Genomic DNA, 17,146 nt, shown 5'->3' with positions numbered 1-17,146 from the left:
CGACAACGCTGACGACAGAAGAAGAGGACATCGATTGCTCAGGCAATCATGAATGGCTTTGTCGCGGAAAGGCACGCAGCGAAAACGTTCTCGTTATGCGAGCAGTGCTTATGTTGCCAGGTCGTAGAATTGATCAGCGGCAGATGGATGGATTCGGACAGGGCCAGTGCGGCGCCTGTGGGCGCCGACCCGGATGCGTCTCACGTTGCTAGTGTCAACCCAATTTCGGGCGAGACCCGGGCGCAAGTTCGCGCGGAACTCATGCAGGCCGAAGAGGCCGGCCTGTATCCGACACGTAGGGGAGACTCCCCCGCCAGCGCCGAGACGATAGCGCGCAACCGCGCACACTTCCTGCGGTTAGAACAGGCGTGGAAGGCGGATGGAAGCATCTCCACGGCAGGCGAGTAACGCGGCGTTGATATGGCTTGGGGACGGCTGATCGGATGGGCGTTGCGACCATTCAGTTGGGCCGTCGAAGTCGGTCCGGGTCGAGCTCATGAGCGAGCGCGGTGAGGTGCTGTCACAAGGCGGGACCGGCGAAATTTGCGTGCGCATGGACCTTGTCACGAAGGCTATTTTGCCCATCCCCCGAAAACTGAAAATCTTCACCAAACCCTTTCCAGGCTTGGTTTTCAGAGGCGTATTAGCGCGGGAAACGCGCTGGACTGAGGGATTTTCGCCGCAGTAATTTAGCGCTCGTCGGGTCCAGACGCGGCTTCCAGTACCTTGGCCCAATACGCCGGATCGTCGCAATACGCGGCGAGCACGTGGATGTCGATGGGGGCACCCGCTGGGCCAAATTCGAACGAGCCGAACAGGTTGACATGCTGCCAGGCGACGGGCGACATGCTGGCGATCAGTTCCATCGCGGCGTGGTCGCCTGCGGTACGCTTCTGCTCGTGCACACGTGAAAGGAGCGCTGCGTTGTAGTGGTTGATCGCGTTGGCGATCAGGCGTGAACACTCGTTCCAGAGTTGCTGTTCGGCCTCGGTATGGACGCGCAGCTTGCCGCCGTTGACGTACGCGATCGCACGACGCAAGCGGTGGTACGCTTCGCCGCGGTTCAGGGCCTTCTGCACGGCCTGACGCAGGTTGACGTCATTGATGAACCGGAGGATATAGCGCGTACGGCACAGGTTGTCGAGTTCCCAGAGCGCCTTTTTTGTCTGGTTCTGACGCACGTAGCTGCTGAGCTTCCTCACGATCGTGGCTTGCGTGACATCCTTTTGCGCGAGCGAGACCATGATGCGCTGGACGTTGGGCCATTCCGGGACGATCAGATCGTCGTAGGCCTTGCGCGAGGGTCTGATCACCCAGCTTCCGTAGTGGCCCGGTGGATGCGGGCCGACGAGGCTGCCGATTTTCTTGTGCAGATCGCGATAACGCGGCGCAAACTGATAGTCGAACGTATACAGGGTCCAGAAGTTCACCTGGTTGGTGCCGTGCGTGTCGGTGGAATGGACCTGCGGACGGATGTCGGACGTATTGTTCGACTCGTTGGTATCCGCCAGCGACTTGATGCGCTCCCAGGAATCGAACAGCCGCTCGAGCGCTTCCCGGCGGATCAGCGGATCTGGGTCGGAGAACTTCGTCCGACTCTCCTCGAGCATCACGTCCATCGTTCTGTCGCCCGTGCGGAAGTACGTCCGCGTCAGGGCCTCGCCAAGGACGGCAGGCAACACGCGCTCGATCCGGCCGTCCTCGCCCAGTTCATAGGCCATTCCATTGCGCGCGAGCATGCGATTCACGTCCGCGCGGAATGCCGCCCGACCGACCTCGACGTCGAACGTGAGGTGGTGGTGTTGGAAGAAGTCGTGATGCTTACCGGCGATGGGTTGAGCTACTTTGCGCCACACGAACTCGACGAAGTCGAGTGCCACGAGGGTCGCAGGAGCCCACTGCGTTCGGATGCGAATGTACCCTTCGTCGACCTCCTGGTCGGTTGCCAGCGGCCATGACAGGCCGTGGATCTCGGCTTCAATGGCGCTCTTCAGGCCGAGGGTGTCGCTGCCACAGATGGCCTGACCGTCCGGACATCGTTCGGGAAAGCTGTCCCCGAAGGCACCGCTGTTCGCCAGCAACTCCGTAAGCACCATGATGCCCGCCCACGCCACAGGGCTCATCTCCTGCTCGGTCCTCGGCCGTGGCCCGAGCTCCCGATCGCTGAAGTAGTCAGTCATCGACCATCCTTGCTATCAAAATCTCTCATCGACGATCCACTGCCCAGGGTAAGACGATGCCGCACAAAATATCCGCGAGGCGCGACATCTCGAAACCCACCGAGTTCAGCCATTCAGACATCAAAACCGCGGTTTCATCAATACCCGTCGCGCCGCCTTTGTGTGAACAAACTGTGCAGAAGTGTGGACAACAAACATCCGTTGCCCACACTTCTGCACAGTTTGCCCACACGCCGTAAGCGGCTCACTTGGCTTGCAAGTACCCACTTCGATTCAGGGCGAGTTCATAACCGAGTTGAATGTCGGTGAGGCGTCGCATACCACGCCACATAACGGTATTGCCTGGAGGCGGATCGCCGGTTCGGGCCAGATAGCCCCCAAGCCGTGCGACCTAGATCAGGTTTCGCAAGAGCGGGGGCGCCTGTGCGGCAGGCGGCAAGTCCGGGACTACGCGTTCGAGCAATTCCATTTCGGTTGATGTAAACACCGCGTCAGGCGGAGCTCGCGGCGCACACCGGCTGATCATGGTGAGCCAGAATATGCGCCAGCTCAGGATGCAAAACACGGCGATCAGGTTCGCAAGCCGATCGGCCGTGCGCAACTTCGACTCCTCCGCCTTGCATCCGGACTTGAGAATCTTGTGGAAGGTTTCAGTCTTCCAGCGCATGGCGTACCAGTCGAGCTTCTGGACTGCCTCGGCACGCGATCGGACCGGGAGAGGCCCTGATGTGATGGACGACTCCCGCTAAGCGGCGAAAGGATTTATGCCAAAGTGGAGAAGTCGTGACGTCCACGGCAAAGAAGCGTTCATCATGAACATAGCGACTGTTGGACTGGATCTGGCCAAGAATGTGTTGCAGCTTCACGCAGTGGATCCGCAAGGCCACATGGTTGTGCGCAAGCAGTTGAGACGCACGGATGTACTCCGGTATTTCGCAACGCTTGACCCGTGTGTGATCGGCATGGAAGCGTGCGGCTCATCGCACTACTGGGGCCGCGAGTTCGCGAAGCTCGGACTCACCGTTCGACTGGTTGCCCCGCAGTTCGTGCGGCCTTACGTAAAGAGCAACAAGACCGATGCGGCCGACGCCGAAGCAATCTGCGAGGCGATACAACGACCGAACATGCGCTTTGTACCGGTCAAGACGCAGGCGCAACAGACAATGCTGTCGCTGCATCACGCACGCGCCGGGCTGGTCAAGTCGCGCACAGCACTGGCCGACCAGATCCGAGGGCTTCTGGGCGAATTCGGTATCGTGCTGCCACAAGGTATCCGGCTGCTGGGGCAACGGGCCATGGAGGCTCTTTCCAGCCGTAACAGTGAGTATTGCGAACCGTTCCGGGCGTTAATCCATATGCTCGTCGACCACTTGCGCGAGCTTGGCAACAAAGTGGCCGAACTGGAAGGTCGTATCCGCGCAATCCACCGGACCGATGCGCCCGGGCAACTTCTCGAAACCATACCCGGAATCGGCCCGCTCACCGCGTCGGCCCTGGCAGCGTCAATCGGCGACGCCCGAGCCTTTCGCAGCGGCCGGGAACTTGCTGCCTGGCTGGGTCTGGTGCCGCGGCAACATTCCTCGGGCGGAACCCCACGCCTGCTGGGCATCAGCAAGCGCGGCGATACGGCATTGCGAACACTTCTGATTCACGGCGCCCGTGCGGTTATCCGCATGGCAGCCGCCAAGACCGTGATGGCTGATTCATGGCTGATGAAACTGTGCCGACGCCGACACAAAAACATCGCTGCCGTGGCGCTCGCGGCAAAGAATGCACGGACGGCATGGGCCATGCGGATACGAAACCAGGCCTTTCAGGCTAGCCATGTACCTGCACGATCCAGCGTAACGGATTGACAGATTCAGCGTAAGCGGCTCGGCAGGGCCGGTCCCCGATTCGCGCGCGCGTGGGGCATGATGTGAGAGCGTGGGTAGGTCCGGCGTAGACCACGTGAAGATCGTTCCATGATCGTGGCCACGATCTATCTGGATTTACCGGGTCAAACCGTGGACGTGAGCGGAGCGGCCAGCTTCAGTTTGTCGGCCACGTTCCAGGGAAGCAGTTCGTCGATGCGGTTGACCTTGTGGTCCGCAATATGAGTGAGCACGTATTTGAGGTAGGCACGTGGGTTGACTTCGTTGAGTTTGCACGTTCATGCCGAATCCTGTGCTATGCCGAACGGCTGGTGCTGATGGCGATTTGGGCACCGCAAAAGCGACCTCGCTGCCGATCATACATCGGTCGCGCCCGGCATAGTCGGACTCTTCACAACGCGGTTAGGAACTCAAGTAGTTTATCGCCTGCACGGTATCGACCCATTGGTTTACCGTTCGAAGACTTGACTTTAGCCAGCGCGGCTTCCTTGAGGGCTAAATGAGCGTGCAAATAGACCTGAGTGGTTTCGACCGATTCGTGTCCTAACCACAATGCAATGACGGAGCAGTCGACGCCGGCATGAAGCAGTTCCATTGCAGCGCTGTGCCTGAGGATGTGTGGCGTGATTCGCTTACGTGTCAAGGACGAGCAGCAGGCACTCGCGGTGGATACATACTTGCCCAGAAGATGTTGCACAGAGTCAGAGCTGAGCCGACCGCCGCTTATATTAGGGAATAACGCGTGCGCGCCGTTACGCGGGGGCTCTTGCAGCCAGGCTTTGAGCGTGGCGATGGTATGCGTTGTCAATGGCGTGCATCGTTCTTTGCGCCCCTTGCCAAGGCAGCGAACGTGCGCGCCGCGACCCAATTGCACCGAATCACGATCAAGCCCTGTCAATTCGGAGAGTCGCAACCCCGTCTGGATCGCGAGCAATAGCAAAGCATAGTCCCGACGTCCAAGCCACGTTGTTCTATCAGGAGCAACAAGAAGCGCTTCGAACTCGGTGCGTGTCAGAAACTGAACGAGTTGCTTATCGTATCGCTTGGTAGGTATCGCGAGTACACGCTGGATGTGCGCGGCGTATGCAGGCTCCTCGAATGCGGTGAAGCGGAAGAAGGACCGAATCGCGGTTAGACGGAGGTTGCGTGTCCGCACGCTGACTGATCGCTGCGTCTCCAGATCTTCGAGAAACGCGGCAATCAGCGGCGCGTCAAGATCGCACAGATCGAGGCTGGATGGCGGCTTACGCAGGCGGACTTGTGCGAACTTGAACAATAGACGAAACGTGTCTCGATACGATGCGATAGTGTGTGGGCTGACGTCGCGTTGCCGCATCAATCGCTCTGTGAAGAAGCGTTCGATCAACGCAGGCAGGATGTGGGTTGGTCTCATGATGGGGCTCCCCAGCGCACGTCGAGCCTTCGCGCGGCGAGCCCCATCAATTCGGGACACGCCGACAGGTACCAGTACGTGTCGCGCACACAGGTGTGCCCCAGGTACGTGGACAGCACGGGTAACCATGATTCGACGCTCTGGCCCGATCGATACCAGGTGAGCAGCGTCTGAACTGCGAAGCGATGCCGGAAGTCATGCAGACGAGGACCGGAATGGGCATCGGGGCTTCGAAGCCCCGTTCGTCGTGAAAGCTTCAAAAATACCGGATGAACGTATTGGTGCAGCAGTTTTCCACCTTGCTCAGCGACGAAAAAGTATGGACTGTGCGGCGGCCAGATGTGCGCGTCTCGTCGCTGCGCATAGTGCGCCAATACGGCTCTGGTTGTGTGGTGGACCGGGACAAGGCGTGACTTTCAACTACGCCGCTAGCGGCGTAGCGGCAACTATGCCGAATTCATGGCAATGCCGATCAGGGTTGGACTGGGATCACGATGATGCTTGTGAAGAGCCAGTAAGACCACGCTCACGAGTCTTTCGGATCGGCATAGTTTTAACAGCTAAAGACCTTTGAGAAACGTCGCGAGCTTACTGTCAGGCCGGTATCGCACAGGCCTGCCATCATGTGGTCCGACATTGGCAAGTATCTTTTCCTTCAGCTCCAGACTAGCATCCAGGCACATCTGGGTTGTCTGGAGCGATTCATGGCCCAACCACAGGGCAATGTTGAATGGATCCACGCCGGCTTGCAACAGTTCCATGGCTGCCGTATGTCTTAGCACGTGCGGCGTCACTCGTTTTTTTCGCAGCGAAGGACATCCCTTGGCAGCTTGGGCGGTGTACTTTTTCAGAAGACGTTGCACCGCGTCCGGACTGAGATGCCCCCCTCGAACGCTTGGAAACAGCGCGTCTTCGAGAGGGATGCGAGGCTCTTTCATCCAGGCTTTGAGTACAACGGCAGTCTGCTTGCTGAAGGGGGTAACGCGCTGTCTTCGACCTTTGCCCACGACATCAACGTGCGCGCCTGCGCCGAGAGTCACATCCTCGCATGTGAGGATGGTCATTTCCGATACACGCAGTCCGGTCTCCACCGCGAGTCGGAGTAAAGCATGATCGCGGCGACCACACCAGGTGCGCGTATCGGGTGCGGCAAGCAGCGCCTTGACTTTCTGCCGCGTCAGAAAGTGAATGAGCCTGCGATCGTAGCGCTTTCCGGGCATCGACAGCACGCGCTGGATTTGCGCGGAATACACGGGTGCCTCGAACGCCGCGTACCGGAAGAAGGAGCGGATCGCCGTCAGGCGCAGATTTCGGGTGCGGGCGCTGATGGCCCGGGTCTTCTCAAGATCATTCAGAAATGCCGTCACAAGCGGCGCATTGATGTCCTCAAATGCCAGATGATCCGGCCGTTTGTGCAGACGCTTGTAGGCAAATCGCAGCAGCAGCCTAAACGAGTCCCGATAGGAACTGATAGTGTGCGGACTGGCCTGCCGCTGTTGCATGAGGCGTTCCGTAAAGAACCGCTGCAATAGTGCTGGGAAACTGACGGTAGATTTCATGACACATCCCTCCAACGACGCTCCAGGCGCTTCATCGCCCGCTTCATGAGCTCTGGGTGCTGCTCTACATACCAGTACGTATCCTTCGTCCATTGATGGCCGAGGAAGGTCGACAACACCGGTAACCAATGCTCAGGGTCTTTACCAGATCGCGCCAATCTCGCCAGTGTCGTGACCGCGAATAAATGGCGATAGTCAATCAGTCGCGGAGCGCTTCTTGTTGAATCTCGGATACCGATTTTCTGTGTGAGTGCCGTAAATGTATGGGAGATCATTCCTCCACTGAGAGGTTTGCCTTGCGAAGTGACGAACAAATGGGTTTCCGGACCCCCGGCAAGACATCGTTCGCGACGTCGAAGATAGTCTGCAAGTGCATCTCGAGTGGAGGAATGAATAGGTACGTACCTCGATTTACCATGTTTGCTTCCCCTCACTGTCAGCACACATTCTTTCAAGTCAACATCTTCAAGTTCGAGATTGACCACTTCACCGGGGCGCAATCCCGTGACGCTTAGCAGACCGATCAGCGTAAAATAAGTCCACCGCCGGAGTCCCGATGCCGGTGGAAGGGCCAACGCAGCAGCTAATATTCTTCGGGTTTCCTCGTCGGTGTAAAGGTAAGGAGCGCGCCGATGATACCGGTGCGGCAACAGTCCGGCCGGTGGGATCTCAGTGTGTGAATCGAAGGCACTCAGATAGCAAGCAAAGCCACGTACCACACCTAATCGCTGAGCCCAGATCACTGGTTGAACCGACGGGGATTCTCGTGCCCAGGTCAACGCCAGTGACGCGCTAATGTGAGAGGCACGACGCTGCTCCATAAAGCGGACGAAGCCTTCCAGCCGTTGGCCCGCTTCATGGAGTTTGAATCCCAAGCGCCGACGCATGGTCAAGTACTCATCCATCGATTTGCGTAACGTACTCATGATCGCGCCCTCGGCCATGGCAGCGCCAACGTCCGCAGTGAATCCAGATCGACCTTGGCATATATTCTCGTCGAGTCGAGACTCTTGTGGCGCAGGACTTCGCTAATCTCGGCCAGCGCGGATCCTTGACGCAACATCTGCGTCGCTAGCGCATGCCGGAATTGATGGGCTCCTTTTCTCGGTGAATCGATACCAGCCCGCTCCAAAGCATATTTGACTACGTTGCTTACCGCTTTTTCCGTCTTGAAGCCACGAATCGGCGCGTTTATTCGCAGGAAGAGATTCCGACTTTCAGAAGCGGCGCGTCCGCTTTTCAGGTAGTCAGCGATCGCCTCACCCACCGGTGCGAGTAATGGCAGGGGCGACTCCTGACCGCCTTTTCCGTGAATGTTTAACGTGCCCGCTTCCCAATCGATGTCATCCAGCGTCAACGAAGCCACCTCGCCAGCCCGTAATCCCAGCCGGGCTAGGAGGAGCAGAATCGCATAATCCCGGCGCCCGATTGGACGGTGGCGGTCGCAACTGGCTAACGCTTGCCTGGCATGATCAGGGGATATCGCTTTGGGGATTGACGCCATTGACCAGTTAGCAACCTTGGGGATCACTGCTGCGAGATCAATCTTGATAAAGCCCCTATAGCGCGCATACCGCAAAAGCGAGCGCAACACCTTTGTGATCGATTTCGCACGTGCTGGACTTTGAGCGGCCTCGTACTGAACAAAGTCGATGATCTCACGGGCGCGGAGTTCAGAAAGTCGCGTTATCCCATTACCGTATTGCTTTGTTAAAAACAAACACGCACACCACCGATATGTCCTGAACGTCGTAGCTGCCAAGCCTCGCTCCTGGTGCAGGTACAACGCGTATTCGCTTACGATTTTTTCAACTGGTGTCAGCGCAATGGGTGCGTCCCTTGCAACGATTCCGTTATCTTGCAGCAATTGCACAAAGCGTCTTAGCGTATATTCTTCGCCTCTCCGACGACTGCGATGGTGTGCTCGGTAGCGAAGATAACGCTGCGCAGCCTCGTGAGCCACATCCTCGATCAACATGTTCTTGCGCTTGAGCCATACACTGAAATCGGCAATGAGGCGCAGGTGTCTACGAATCGACTCCTGTGCGTATCCTTGATGACGCAGCAGACTTTCAAATGCACCGAGGTGTTCAGCAAGGGGCCCCTCCGGTGCATCAAGCGCGTGCGATCGCGCTTTGGAGCACAACTTGTCCATGACCGTGCGCCTCTCGTAAAAGCGGGTCTAGCAACGGTTAGACTATGCCGATCATTTTTCGTTTATCGGGCTTGATTTGCGGCATTCTATGTCAATGTCGGACATAGTCAGGGACGCGGCATAGTTGCCGAACTTGGTGTCGCGGACCGTGATAACGCCGTCCTCCAGATCAACGTCTTCTCGTCGCAGGTTAAGTACTTCACCGATCCTCAGTCCAGTCACGGCCAGCAGTCCGAACAGACAGTGATACGTCCACCGACGCAAGCCATCTGCTGGAGGAAGTTCTAACGCAGCCGTCAACAACTTCTGTATCTCTACGTCGGTGTAGAGATAGGGTCTCGGGCGTGAGGGGCCAACAAGAATGCCCAACGGTGGCACTTCTGTCCTGATTTCCGCAATGCGCCGATAGCGTGCAAATCCGCGCACATCCGTTAAACGTAACGCCCAGGACGCGCGCCTGTCTATAGGCAGCATTGCCCACTCAAGAGCGAGCTTGTGCGTGATAATGGTAGCGGCGCGGCCATCCATAAAACGGACAAAGCTCGTTAGCCGCTTCTCCTGGTTCTCAAACTTGAACCCAAAACCACGACGCATGAGCACGTACTGCCGAAGCGCTTGCGAGAGAGTGTTCATCGCACACCTCCCGGCCACGGCAGGCCAAGCGTGCACAGCGAAGCCATATCGACCTTCGCATAGATTCGGGTCGTGTCATGATCCTGATGACGGAGAACTTGACCGATCTGTGTCAATGACGCTCCGGCTCGGAGCAACTGAGTCGCGAGGCTATGCCGGAAGAGATGTGCGCCCTTGTGCGAAACATTATCGATTCCCGCGCGTGTGAGCGCCATCGTGGCGATCATGGAAACCGCCGACGACGACGCAAACCCGATGTGCGGAGCCAGGTGCCGGAGAAACACGCGTCGGCTCCCGGATTGCGGCCGCCCGTGCTTTAGGTAGTCCACCATTGCGGTGCCAACCTCCGCCGGCAACGGTAGCTCAGCTCGTCGCCTTCCCTTGCCGTGAACGGCGAATTGGCCAATACGCCAGTCAATATCATCGAGCGTCAGCAACGCAATCTCATTTGCTCGCAGTCCAAGGCGAGCAAGCAACAACAAGATCGCGTAGTCTCTGCGTCCGACGGGAGTATGCCGGTCACAGCCATTGAGCACGGTTTGGACCTGGTCGGGCAGCAGATAGGTAGGAAGGGATGTGAGCTGGCACGCTCTCACACCTGGTACGCAGCTCGCTAGATCGGCGGCAATGTACCCTCGGTATTGCAGAAAGCGCATGAACGCGCGAATGGCCGAGCACATATGTTTTGCGGATTGCGGACTATGGTCTCTTGCATGACGTTCGATGAATGTCATGACGTCCGAACCAGTCAGGCTGGTGATTTGCGGATACCCAGACAGGCAATGCTCCCGCAGAAACTGCCGAGCGAAAGGGACATGGCGAACGGCAGATACATGCGTCAATCCACGCTCCTGAATCAGATACCGGTTGAAGTCCTCCACTATCTGTTCGAGCTCGTCCCGCGCGCGAGGTGGCCTGGCAGGAACAGCATCGATCTCCCGAAGCAGGCCGAGCAGTCGAATCAATGCGGGACGATCACTGAGGAATGGACATCGATATCGGCGACGAAACTTCTGATACTCGTCTATCGATTGCTCATTGATGTCGCCTAGCCCAAGCCGTTTACGTGCGAGCCAGTGACTGAAGTCGCAAGCCACGCGAAGATTGCGCCATGCTCCTTGTCGACAATGTCCCTCTCGCAGCAACCGCGCTGCGAACAGATCGATATGAACTCCCAACGGCCCTTCGTGAAGCCGTTTAAGCATCTTGGGACTGTCGTAATACGCTTCGATGGTCATGTCTACTCCTTCCCGCCAAAATGACAGGAGAGAGCCTCAGGCTATGCCGAATGCGCAAACCGCATCGCATGACCAGGAGTGAATGATACGAACTGCTTCGGCATAGCGCGGAATTCGGCATGAACCGCAAAACTCAACGGCATCGATCCCGAGGCGTATCTGCGCTTCGTGCTCGCACGCATCGCCGACCATGCGATTAACCGCATCGACGAACTGGCGCCGTGGGTCGTTGCCGATCAGCTCCGCACCGTGGTCTGAAACTCAAGGCCCCAGTCAATACGTCGCTGGTGCCCTTGCAATTACCCACATCCGTTCCGGGCGAGCTCATATCCGAGTTGAATGTCGGTAAGGCGCTGCATGCCGCGCCACATAACAGTATTGCCGGGAGGCGCGTCGTTGGCTCTGGCCAGATAACCGCCAAGGCGTGCGACCCGGATGAGGTTTCGTAAGAGCGGTGGCCCCTGGGCCGTAGGCGGGAGGTTTGGGATGAGTCGCTCGAGCAGTTCAATTTCGGTTGATGTGAACACCGTCTCAGACGAAGCTTGTGGCGCGCAACGACTAATCATGGTCAGCCAGAATATGCGCCAACTGAGAATGCAAAATATCGAGATCAGGTTTGCCAGCCGATCGGCTGTGCGCAGCTTCGAGTCCTCCGCCTTGCATCCCGACTTGAGAATCTTGTGGAACGTTTCGATCTTCCAGCGCATGGCATACCAGTCGAGCTTCTCGATTGCTTGCGCACGCGACTGGACGGGGAGATTGGTCAGCAGCTTCCATTCAATGCCGGCGCGCCCGGGCGGTACATCGCGCTCATGCGCGTGGATTGCTGTGAGCTGCAGCGCGGGATAACGATTCTGCTTGCCGATAGGCGGTAGCACTGTGATTCGCTGGTAACGAAGCTCAAGCGTCACTGTCGCTGGGCGCCCCTTCGCATCGCGAATCTCGACGCGATGCAATCCTTTAACCTTAACCTGTTCCATTTCGTGCGCGATGGTATGCTGGCCATCGCCAGCAAGCCGGTCAACACAGGTTCGCACGAGAAAGTACGTGGACAGTTCATGCGCCGTACAAAACAGTTCATAAATGTCGCTTTCCCGATCGCCCACGTGAATGCAGCGCACAGGATCGCCGAGCAGCGCCGTTGACTGACGCATGTTCTCCAGCCAGCGATAGCTTTCCTTCTGCTCAATGGGTACCCGTGTAGGATTGATGTGCCGCTTGAGCGCCGCCGTGCCCTTGAACTTGTGCCTGGTCCAGAACTTCACCGCTGCCAGACCCAGCGGCAATCCTTCGGCGGTGACAACCAGACTCGAATGCATCAGGATTCCGCATTGTGTGAGCGGCCGCAACAAACCATGTCGGCCATGCTGAACAGATGTCTTCCCTGTGTAGCCAACGAGTTCCGGGCGCTCGCGCTGATACGAGAACGTTGTCGTATCTTGCAGCACGAGAATAGGACCTGGCGTTGCCTTGAAACGATCTGCACTCGCCTGAAAGTGACCACTCAGGATGTCCTGTTCGCTGACGCGATCATTAGACAGGAACCGGTACGCCGCTTTGGTCGCGGCCCAATCCTGACAAGCGAAGGGAATCGTTTGGCCCATGCCCGCCCACAACTGTTCCAGCACAACGCCAAAACGCTTCCGTAGTCTGGTATCCTGAAATTCGCTTGCCTGAACTTCTTCGCCGAGCCAACTTCGTTCGTCCGCCTGTCGTTTGCCGGCCATATCGCTCGCACATGAAACGTGATGTCGGCCAGGTTACCAGGTTTCTCGGCGAAAATGTGGGTAATTGCAAGGCTGGTGCCACGCTTACGTTGGGTCGGTGCAAGCGACTTCATATGGAGCGAAGATGCTCCTGTGCAGTTGGTAGCATTGCCGGACCAGTGTCCTTATCGGCGCATGGCCATCGACGCGCTTGCGGGCATTGGACGGGCAAGCGAAGTGGTCTATACGTGCACCAGCCTGTTGGGCGTCGAAGCAGCCATCGCCGCAGGCGCTGGCCTGGCCATTCTTGGGCAGTCTTCGTTGTTGCGGAACCGTGGCTTACGTGCATTAGCTATCACCTGCCGCCCTGCGAGATCGCGGTCATTGGTGAAGCGAACGAAGATCACAATGCCGGGCGCGCTTTGATCCGTTTCATCGAGGACAGTCTCACCTCCGAATCGGTGTTGCACAAGGCGTAACCGGCGCGATGGAAATGGTGGAAACGGCCGGGAGAACGGAACAGTCAACCAAGTGCGCGTATCTCAACTGCTTGTCTCCGTTTCGGCACGCCGGTGCAATACCGGCGTTACCGAACCTCACGAGCGTGTGTGTAACGTACCTAAACGCTTGAGTGGAATTATCGCACTGATCACCAAGATCATGCCCAGGAGTGGCGTCTGCGGCAAATGTTCCTTTGCTACCATGAAGCCGCCAGTCGTCTCGCCCAATGTAATTCCGAGATTGAAAGCCGAGATATTGAGACTTGATGCAAAGTCAATTGCTCCAGGGGCAAATGCTTCTGCCGTCGAGAGCATCGCCGCCTGACAAGCTGGCGACATGCCAAACGCAAGACCTCCCCAAATGAACAGCAAACACACCAGTGCAGCAGGGGAGTGAGCAAGAAATCCGATGGCACCGAGCGTCGCAGCCAAAAGGACGAAGATCCCCTTGAGCGTGCCGAGCCAGCCGATTCGCGCGGCCGCCGCGCCACCGATCGAGTTGCCGAATAGCGTCGCCAAGCCGAAAACGACGAGCATCAGGTTTGCGCCAGCTATGGTGAACCCAGCCACATTCACTAATATCGGCGTGATGAAGGAAAATGGAGCAAAACTTGCCCCAAAACCAAGAATCGTAACTGCCATCATTGTTAGGATGGCCGGATTCCTTATTGTCATCAACTGATCTGTCCGACTTTGCGACGTGGGCATTGAGACCGAAGGGAGCCATTTGGCGATCGCGAGTACCGACGCGAACGCTATGCACGCGATCAGCAAAAACGGCAGTCTCCATCCGAACAAGTTGCCGAAATAGGTCCCTAGAGGGACACCCACCACCATTGCTAAAGTGTGCCCAGCAAACATGAGAGCAATTGCCCGGCTGGCTTGTCCAGGTTTCGCCAGACGCGCCGCGACCGAAGCTCCGATTGCGAAAAAGCTTCCGTGTGCAACTGCTGTAAGAACTCGGGCGATAAGTAGTGTGCTGAAGTCCCTGGACAAAGCGGCGGCGACATTGCCAGCGAAGAATACGAGCACCAGCCCAATGAGCAACGGCTTGCGACCTAGATGCGAAGTCGCCAGGACCGTAATCGGCGTTCCGATTGCCAACGCAAACGCATAGACTCCAATCAGGCCGCCAGCTCGTGCCAACGAAACGTGAAGATCGAGAGAGATAGCGGGTAGTACACCGACAACGATAAACTCCGCTGCGCCGATCGCAAATGCCGTGATAGCTAACGATGCGAGAGACCGTAAAGTCTCATTGCGATTTCCGGTCATTCGCGCCCCGCGGCCTTCAATGCAATTTGATTGTCGATTCCCGGAGTCGCGCCGGACACACCGACTGCTCCTACAACACGGGCGGTGTTGTCATAAATGACAACGCCGCCGCCGAAGCCAATCAGACCGCCGTTTGTGAATTCGAGAGTGTATGCGACGCCGTCCGGGCGCATTACCTTCCCGATTTCCTCCGTATCTAGCCGGAACAGGGACGCCGTGCGAGCTTTCTTGAAAGCGACATCGATGGCGCCAGGAATTACGTCCACCATACGTCGGAAACCACACAGGAGGCCGTTTTTATCCACAACACTGACGCAAATGGTTGCATCGAAATTATCCGCGGCGTTGAGGGCGCGGGAAATTACTTCTTCCGTTATATGTTCCAGAAACAATTGATGGCTCTCGTCTAAGTGTTGTCTCGCGCCCCTCTGTCTTCGACAAATCGAGGCCCTTCAATGGTCAGGAAATGACACCATCGAGAACGTAAAAGCTGCCGTCGAGCTTCGTGTAGAAGGTCTTGGATTTCTTCGCTTCGAAATTATCGCAGTGTACGATGGTGGACTTGTCGTCTTCCTGCCACCAAAGCAAGAAGTCGCCGGCCGGCAATGCTTGCCAGCAAAAAGGCATGGTCATTTTCGCCCCTGCCGTTTCACCGGCAAGAAACTCTGCGGTAACGTGCTTTCCGTCTTTCGAGTAAATGTTCTTGAAGATCAAATCCCCGCCGTAATTGACGGTGAACTCTTGACCAGCATAGGGAAACAACTGCGTCATCTTTCGCTCCAGTATGTTACAAAGTGCTTTCATAAGATGGCTGATTGCCATCCATCGAAACTGTAATCCATCGGGTAAGATGACAACTGGTTGCGAGTTTCGTTTGAGGCGATCTGGCGGTGGTCCAACGGAATCAGAAGCGGGCGAGACCAGGCGCGTCGAGGTCGGCGACGAGGCAGTTTTGCGTTGTCATGGATGTATTTCGGCAGGGTGAGGACGAAGGGGATCACGGCGCGCTGCGCCGGACGTAAAGCATGGACCTCGACTGCCAGATCAACTACCGCAATAGTGCCGTAGATTGATCATCGTGTAGGCTATGGTCTTGAATGCGTAGTGCAACTGACTGATACGTTCGAAGCGAAGTAACAGGCGGCGGAATTTGTCTTCCCACGCGAACACGCGCTCGATCGTACGAAACCGCTCGTTAAAAATGGTCTGATCGAACAGCGGCTTGCGACCTCGCTTCGTGCGTTTCCTGCCGCGCGGGTTCGGATTAATGTTGGGCACCATCGCGCGGTTGAATATCGCCTTGCGGTTGGCGCGACAATCGTAGACGCCGTCCAGGCTGACCACGCTGTCACGCAGGTCCAGGTTTGCTTCACGGGCAATCTGTATCACCTGCGGCAGCGCGTCACGCAGCAGTGGCGATTCGTTGCGATTGCCTGGTGCCGGCACGAACGGGGCAATCACATTGCAGTTCCGGTCGCAGAAGGCAACGACCTTGTCACCCTTCATGTGCTTGTGGCCGCTGAAGCCAATGTTGTCGCCGCCTTTTTTCGCCGCCGTCGTGGTACCGTCGCCATGGATGATGCAGTGTCCAGCAACTGGTCGTGGCTAAGCCGCACGACCGACGCGAGGAAGACAGCGTCAAAACATTCGCATGCCTGCCAGCGGCGAAAGGCCCGATAGATGCTTGTGTAGTGGATCTCCGGCCTGCCGTGCCGATCCATTGCAATCGGCAGCGCCTTCCATTGGCAACCCAGGTAAAGCAGTTTCAGGATGTAGTTGAAGATCGCGTGCGCGGTCAGTTTGGATGCCGGTCCCCGGCTTCCTGCCGTGAGGTGCGGCAAGACAAATTGCTCGAACTGTTCGAGGCTTAATTCCGTTGGAATCCGTTGCCATTGCTGGCTTTTCGCCATTATCGACCGCCAAAGATCGGGAATTCTAGCGGATCCGGCAGAAATCGGCGAAAGTCATACCCACAAAGGACTTCAGACAAATTCAGCAGCCTTGAGAAACCCGCAACCAGTTGTCGAAGAAATGATGGCCGAGCGCGATATTGAGGTTGATCATTCCACGGTGCATCGTTGGGTGATCAAGTTGGTGCCGCTGTTCGAGAAGACGTTCCGTAAGCACAAGCAGCCGGTAGGCAAGAGCTGGCGGATGGACGAAACGTATATCAAAGTCAAAGGCCAGTGGAAGTACCTCTACCGGGCGGTGGACAAGGCGGGCCAAACCATCGATTTCCTGTTCAGAGCCAAGCGCGACAAGGTGGCAGCGCGGCGCTTCTTTGAAAAGTCGATCGCTCAGAACGGTGTACCCGAGACGGTAACCATCGATAAAAGCGGCTCTAATCTGGCTGCGTTGCACGCGGTGAACGCCGAGCGAGAGACGCCCATCACGATTCGTCAAGTCAAGTACCTGAATAACGTGGTCGAGCAGGACCATCTGGCCATCAAACGCATCACCCGACCGATGCTGGGCTTCAAGGATTTCCACTGCGCGCGCGTCATTCTGAGTGGCGTCGAATTAATGCACATGATCAAGAAAGGGCAGATGAAATGTCGGGGCGAGACTCCGCTGTCTCCCGCACAGCAGTTCTACTCGCTCGTTTCATAAGCAATCCTCCGCATATCACCGCT

General features: G+C 57.2%; 16 protein-coding genes and 5 pseudogenes. 6 read left to right on the top strand and 15 right to left on the bottom strand.

Annotated elements, in window-relative coordinates:
- Positions 1–48: 48 nt before the first annotated feature.
- Together OKW43_RS32455 and OKW43_RS32450 are read left to right on the top strand one after the other, a co-directional pair.
- Positions 49–408, top strand: coding sequence for a DUF4148 domain-containing protein (locus OKW43_RS32455; RefSeq protein WP_429452229.1), 360 nt, complete (start codon positions 49–51; stop codon positions 406–408).
- A gap of 88 nt (positions 409–496) precedes the next feature.
- Entirely contained in the window at positions 497–688 is a 192-nt protein-coding gene (locus OKW43_RS32450) for a hypothetical protein (protein WP_429452227.1), read from the top strand.
- 1 nt (position 689) lies between these two features.
- Here OKW43_RS32450 and OKW43_RS32445 read toward each other — a convergent pair.
- Together OKW43_RS32445 and OKW43_RS32440 are read right to left on the bottom strand one after the other, a co-directional pair.
- Positions 690–1,490 (bottom strand): annotated as a pseudogene (locus OKW43_RS32445) (Tn3 family transposase); the annotation flags it as partial.
- A 174-nt stretch (positions 1,491–1,664) separates the two neighbouring features.
- Positions 1,665–2,180 (bottom strand): annotated as a pseudogene (locus OKW43_RS32440) (AbiJ-NTD4 domain-containing protein); the annotation flags it as partial.
- A gap of 812 nt (positions 2,181–2,992) precedes the next feature.
- Between OKW43_RS32440 and OKW43_RS32435 the strand changes: the two are divergent.
- The gene (locus OKW43_RS32435) at positions 2,993–4,036 is read left to right on the top strand and encodes an IS110 family transposase (protein ID WP_429452225.1); all 1,044 of its coding nucleotides are present in this window, start codon (positions 2,993–2,995) and stop codon (positions 4,034–4,036) included.
- A gap of 143 nt (positions 4,037–4,179) precedes the next feature.
- Here the strand turns inward: OKW43_RS32435 and OKW43_RS32430 are convergent.
- The 7 genes and pseudogenes from OKW43_RS32430 to OKW43_RS32400 form a co-directional block, all read right to left on the bottom strand.
- A pseudogene (locus OKW43_RS32430) lies at positions 4,180–4,332 on the bottom strand (transposase domain-containing protein); the annotation flags it as partial.
- Between the two features lie 113 nt (positions 4,333–4,445).
- A complete protein-coding gene (locus OKW43_RS32425) occupies positions 4,446–5,447 on the bottom strand; it encodes a tyrosine-type recombinase/integrase (RefSeq protein ID WP_429452223.1) in 1,002 nt (333 codons plus the stop codon).
- Positions 5,448–6,007: 560 nt separating this feature from the next.
- Positions 6,008–7,006 carry a tyrosine-type recombinase/integrase gene (locus tag OKW43_RS32420; protein WP_429452221.1) on the bottom strand — a complete coding sequence of 333 codons (999 nt, stop codon included), beginning with the start codon at positions 7,004–7,006 and terminating at the stop codon, positions 6,008–6,010.
- The gene (locus tag OKW43_RS32415) at positions 7,003–7,950 is read right to left on the bottom strand and encodes a tyrosine-type recombinase/integrase (protein WP_429452219.1); all 948 of its coding nucleotides are present in this window, start codon (positions 7,948–7,950) and stop codon (positions 7,003–7,005) included. Before OKW43_RS32415 ends, OKW43_RS32420 begins: the two co-directional genes overlap by 4 nt.
- On the bottom strand, positions 7,929–9,161 hold the full coding sequence (locus OKW43_RS32410; protein WP_429452217.1) for a site-specific integrase: 1,233 nt from the start codon (positions 9,159–9,161) through the stop codon (positions 7,929–7,931). The genes OKW43_RS32415 and OKW43_RS32410 overlap by 22 nt, the downstream gene beginning before the upstream one ends.
- A 51-nt stretch (positions 9,162–9,212) precedes the next feature.
- Entirely contained in the window at positions 9,213–9,794 is a 582-nt protein-coding gene (locus tag OKW43_RS32405) for a tyrosine-type recombinase/integrase (RefSeq protein ID WP_429452215.1), read from the bottom strand.
- On the bottom strand, positions 9,791–11,032 hold the full coding sequence (locus OKW43_RS32400; protein ID WP_429452213.1) for a site-specific integrase: 1,242 nt from the start codon (positions 11,030–11,032) through the stop codon (positions 9,791–9,793). Before OKW43_RS32400 ends, OKW43_RS32405 begins: the two co-directional genes overlap by 4 nt.
- A gap of 123 nt (positions 11,033–11,155) precedes the next feature.
- Between OKW43_RS32400 and OKW43_RS32395 the strand changes: the two are divergent.
- A pseudogene (locus OKW43_RS32395) lies at positions 11,156–11,290 on the top strand (transposase domain-containing protein); the annotation flags it as partial.
- Between the two features lie 41 nt (positions 11,291–11,331).
- Here the strand turns inward: OKW43_RS32395 and OKW43_RS32390 are convergent.
- Complete coding sequence (locus OKW43_RS32390) at positions 11,332–12,759, bottom strand: IS4 family transposase (RefSeq protein WP_429452211.1); 1,428 nt, start codon at positions 12,757–12,759, stop codon at positions 11,332–11,334.
- Between the two features lie 21 nt (positions 12,760–12,780).
- Between OKW43_RS32390 and OKW43_RS32385 the strand changes: the two genes are divergently transcribed.
- A complete protein-coding gene (locus OKW43_RS32385) occupies positions 12,781–13,164 on the top strand; it encodes a LysR substrate-binding domain-containing protein (RefSeq protein ID WP_429452209.1) in 384 nt (127 codons plus the stop codon).
- A 170-nt stretch (positions 13,165–13,334) separates the two neighbouring features.
- Here OKW43_RS32385 and OKW43_RS32380 read toward each other — a convergent pair whose 3' ends face one another.
- From OKW43_RS32380 to OKW43_RS32360, 5 genes are all read right to left on the bottom strand, one after another.
- A complete protein-coding gene (locus OKW43_RS32380; RefSeq protein ID WP_429452207.1) occupies positions 13,335–14,513 on the bottom strand; it encodes an MFS transporter in 1,179 nt (392 codons plus the stop codon).
- Positions 14,510–14,905, bottom strand: a complete 396-nt coding sequence (locus OKW43_RS32375) for a GlcG/HbpS family heme-binding protein (protein ID WP_429452205.1) — start codon at positions 14,903–14,905, stop codon at positions 14,510–14,512. Before OKW43_RS32375 ends, OKW43_RS32380 begins: the two co-directional genes overlap by 4 nt.
- 67 nt (positions 14,906–14,972) lie before the next feature.
- Positions 14,973–15,284: a MoaF-related domain-containing protein gene (locus OKW43_RS32370; protein ID WP_429452203.1), complete on the bottom strand. Its 312-nt coding sequence runs from the start codon at positions 15,282–15,284 to the stop codon at positions 14,973–14,975.
- A 273-nt stretch (positions 15,285–15,557) separates the two neighbouring features.
- Positions 15,558–16,043 (bottom strand): hypothetical protein, encoded by a 486-nt coding sequence (locus tag OKW43_RS32365; protein ID WP_429452549.1) that lies wholly within the window; start codon positions 16,041–16,043, stop codon positions 15,558–15,560.
- A complete protein-coding gene (locus tag OKW43_RS32360) occupies positions 16,016–16,423 on the bottom strand; it encodes a transposase (RefSeq protein WP_429452201.1) in 408 nt (135 codons plus the stop codon). The genes OKW43_RS32365 and OKW43_RS32360 overlap by 28 nt, the downstream gene beginning before the upstream one ends.
- 88 nt (positions 16,424–16,511) lie before the next feature.
- Here OKW43_RS32360 and OKW43_RS32355 point away from each other — a divergent pair.
- Positions 16,512–17,123: pseudogene (locus OKW43_RS32355) on the top strand (IS6 family transposase); the annotation flags it as partial.
- Positions 17,124–17,146 lie beyond the last annotated feature (23 nt).

Origin of the sequence: Paraburkholderia sp. WC7.3g, assembly GCF_050436345.1 — a bacterium.
Taxonomy (GTDB): Bacteria; Pseudomonadota; Gammaproteobacteria; order Burkholderiales; family Burkholderiaceae; genus Paraburkholderia; species Paraburkholderia podalyriae.
The sequence above is the reverse complement of the archived record's forward strand: the minus strand, read 5'-3'. Positions and strand labels throughout refer to the sequence as shown.

Excerpts from the sequence above, each read along its gene's own strand:
- OKW43_RS32360 (WP_429452201.1), bottom strand. The coding sequence starts at position 16,423 with ATGGCGAAAAGCCAGCAATGGCAACGGATTCCAACGGAATTAAGCCTC.
- OKW43_RS32435 (WP_429452225.1), top strand. The coding sequence starts at position 2,993 with ATGAACATAGCGACTGTTGGACTGGATCTGGCCAAGAATGTGTTGCAG.
- OKW43_RS32450 (WP_429452227.1), top strand. The coding sequence starts at position 497 with ATGAGCGAGCGCGGTGAGGTGCTGTCACAAGGCGGGACCGGCGAAATT.
- OKW43_RS32370 (WP_429452203.1), bottom strand. The coding sequence starts at position 15,284 with ATGACGCAGTTGTTTCCCTATGCTGGTCAAGAGTTCACCGTCAATTAC.
- OKW43_RS32420 (WP_429452221.1), bottom strand. The coding sequence starts at position 7,006 with ATGAAATCTACCGTCAGTTTCCCAGCACTATTGCAGCGGTTCTTTACG.
- OKW43_RS32380 (WP_429452207.1), bottom strand. The coding sequence starts at position 14,513 with ATGACCGGAAATCGCAATGAGACTTTACGGTCTCTCGCATCGTTAGCT.
- OKW43_RS32400 (WP_429452213.1), bottom strand. The coding sequence starts at position 11,032 with ATGACCATCGAAGCGTATTACGACAGTCCCAAGATGCTTAAACGGCTT.
- OKW43_RS32415 (WP_429452219.1), bottom strand. The coding sequence starts at position 7,950 with ATGGCCGAGGGCGCGATCATGAGTACGTTACGCAAATCGATGGATGAG.
- OKW43_RS32390 (WP_429452211.1), bottom strand. The coding sequence starts at position 12,759 with ATGGCCGGCAAACGACAGGCGGACGAACGAAGTTGGCTCGGCGAAGAA.
- OKW43_RS32385 (WP_429452209.1), top strand. The coding sequence starts at position 12,781 with ATGTCGGCCAGGTTACCAGGTTTCTCGGCGAAAATGTGGGTAATTGCA.
- OKW43_RS32425 (WP_429452223.1), bottom strand. The coding sequence starts at position 5,447 with ATGAGACCAACCCACATCCTGCCTGCGTTGATCGAACGCTTCTTCACA.
- OKW43_RS32405 (WP_429452215.1), bottom strand. The coding sequence starts at position 9,794 with ATGAACACTCTCTCGCAAGCGCTTCGGCAGTACGTGCTCATGCGTCGT.
- OKW43_RS32455 (WP_429452229.1), top strand. The coding sequence starts at position 49 with ATGAATGGCTTTGTCGCGGAAAGGCACGCAGCGAAAACGTTCTCGTTA.
- OKW43_RS32410 (WP_429452217.1), bottom strand. The coding sequence starts at position 9,161 with ATGGACAAGTTGTGCTCCAAAGCGCGATCGCACGCGCTTGATGCACCG.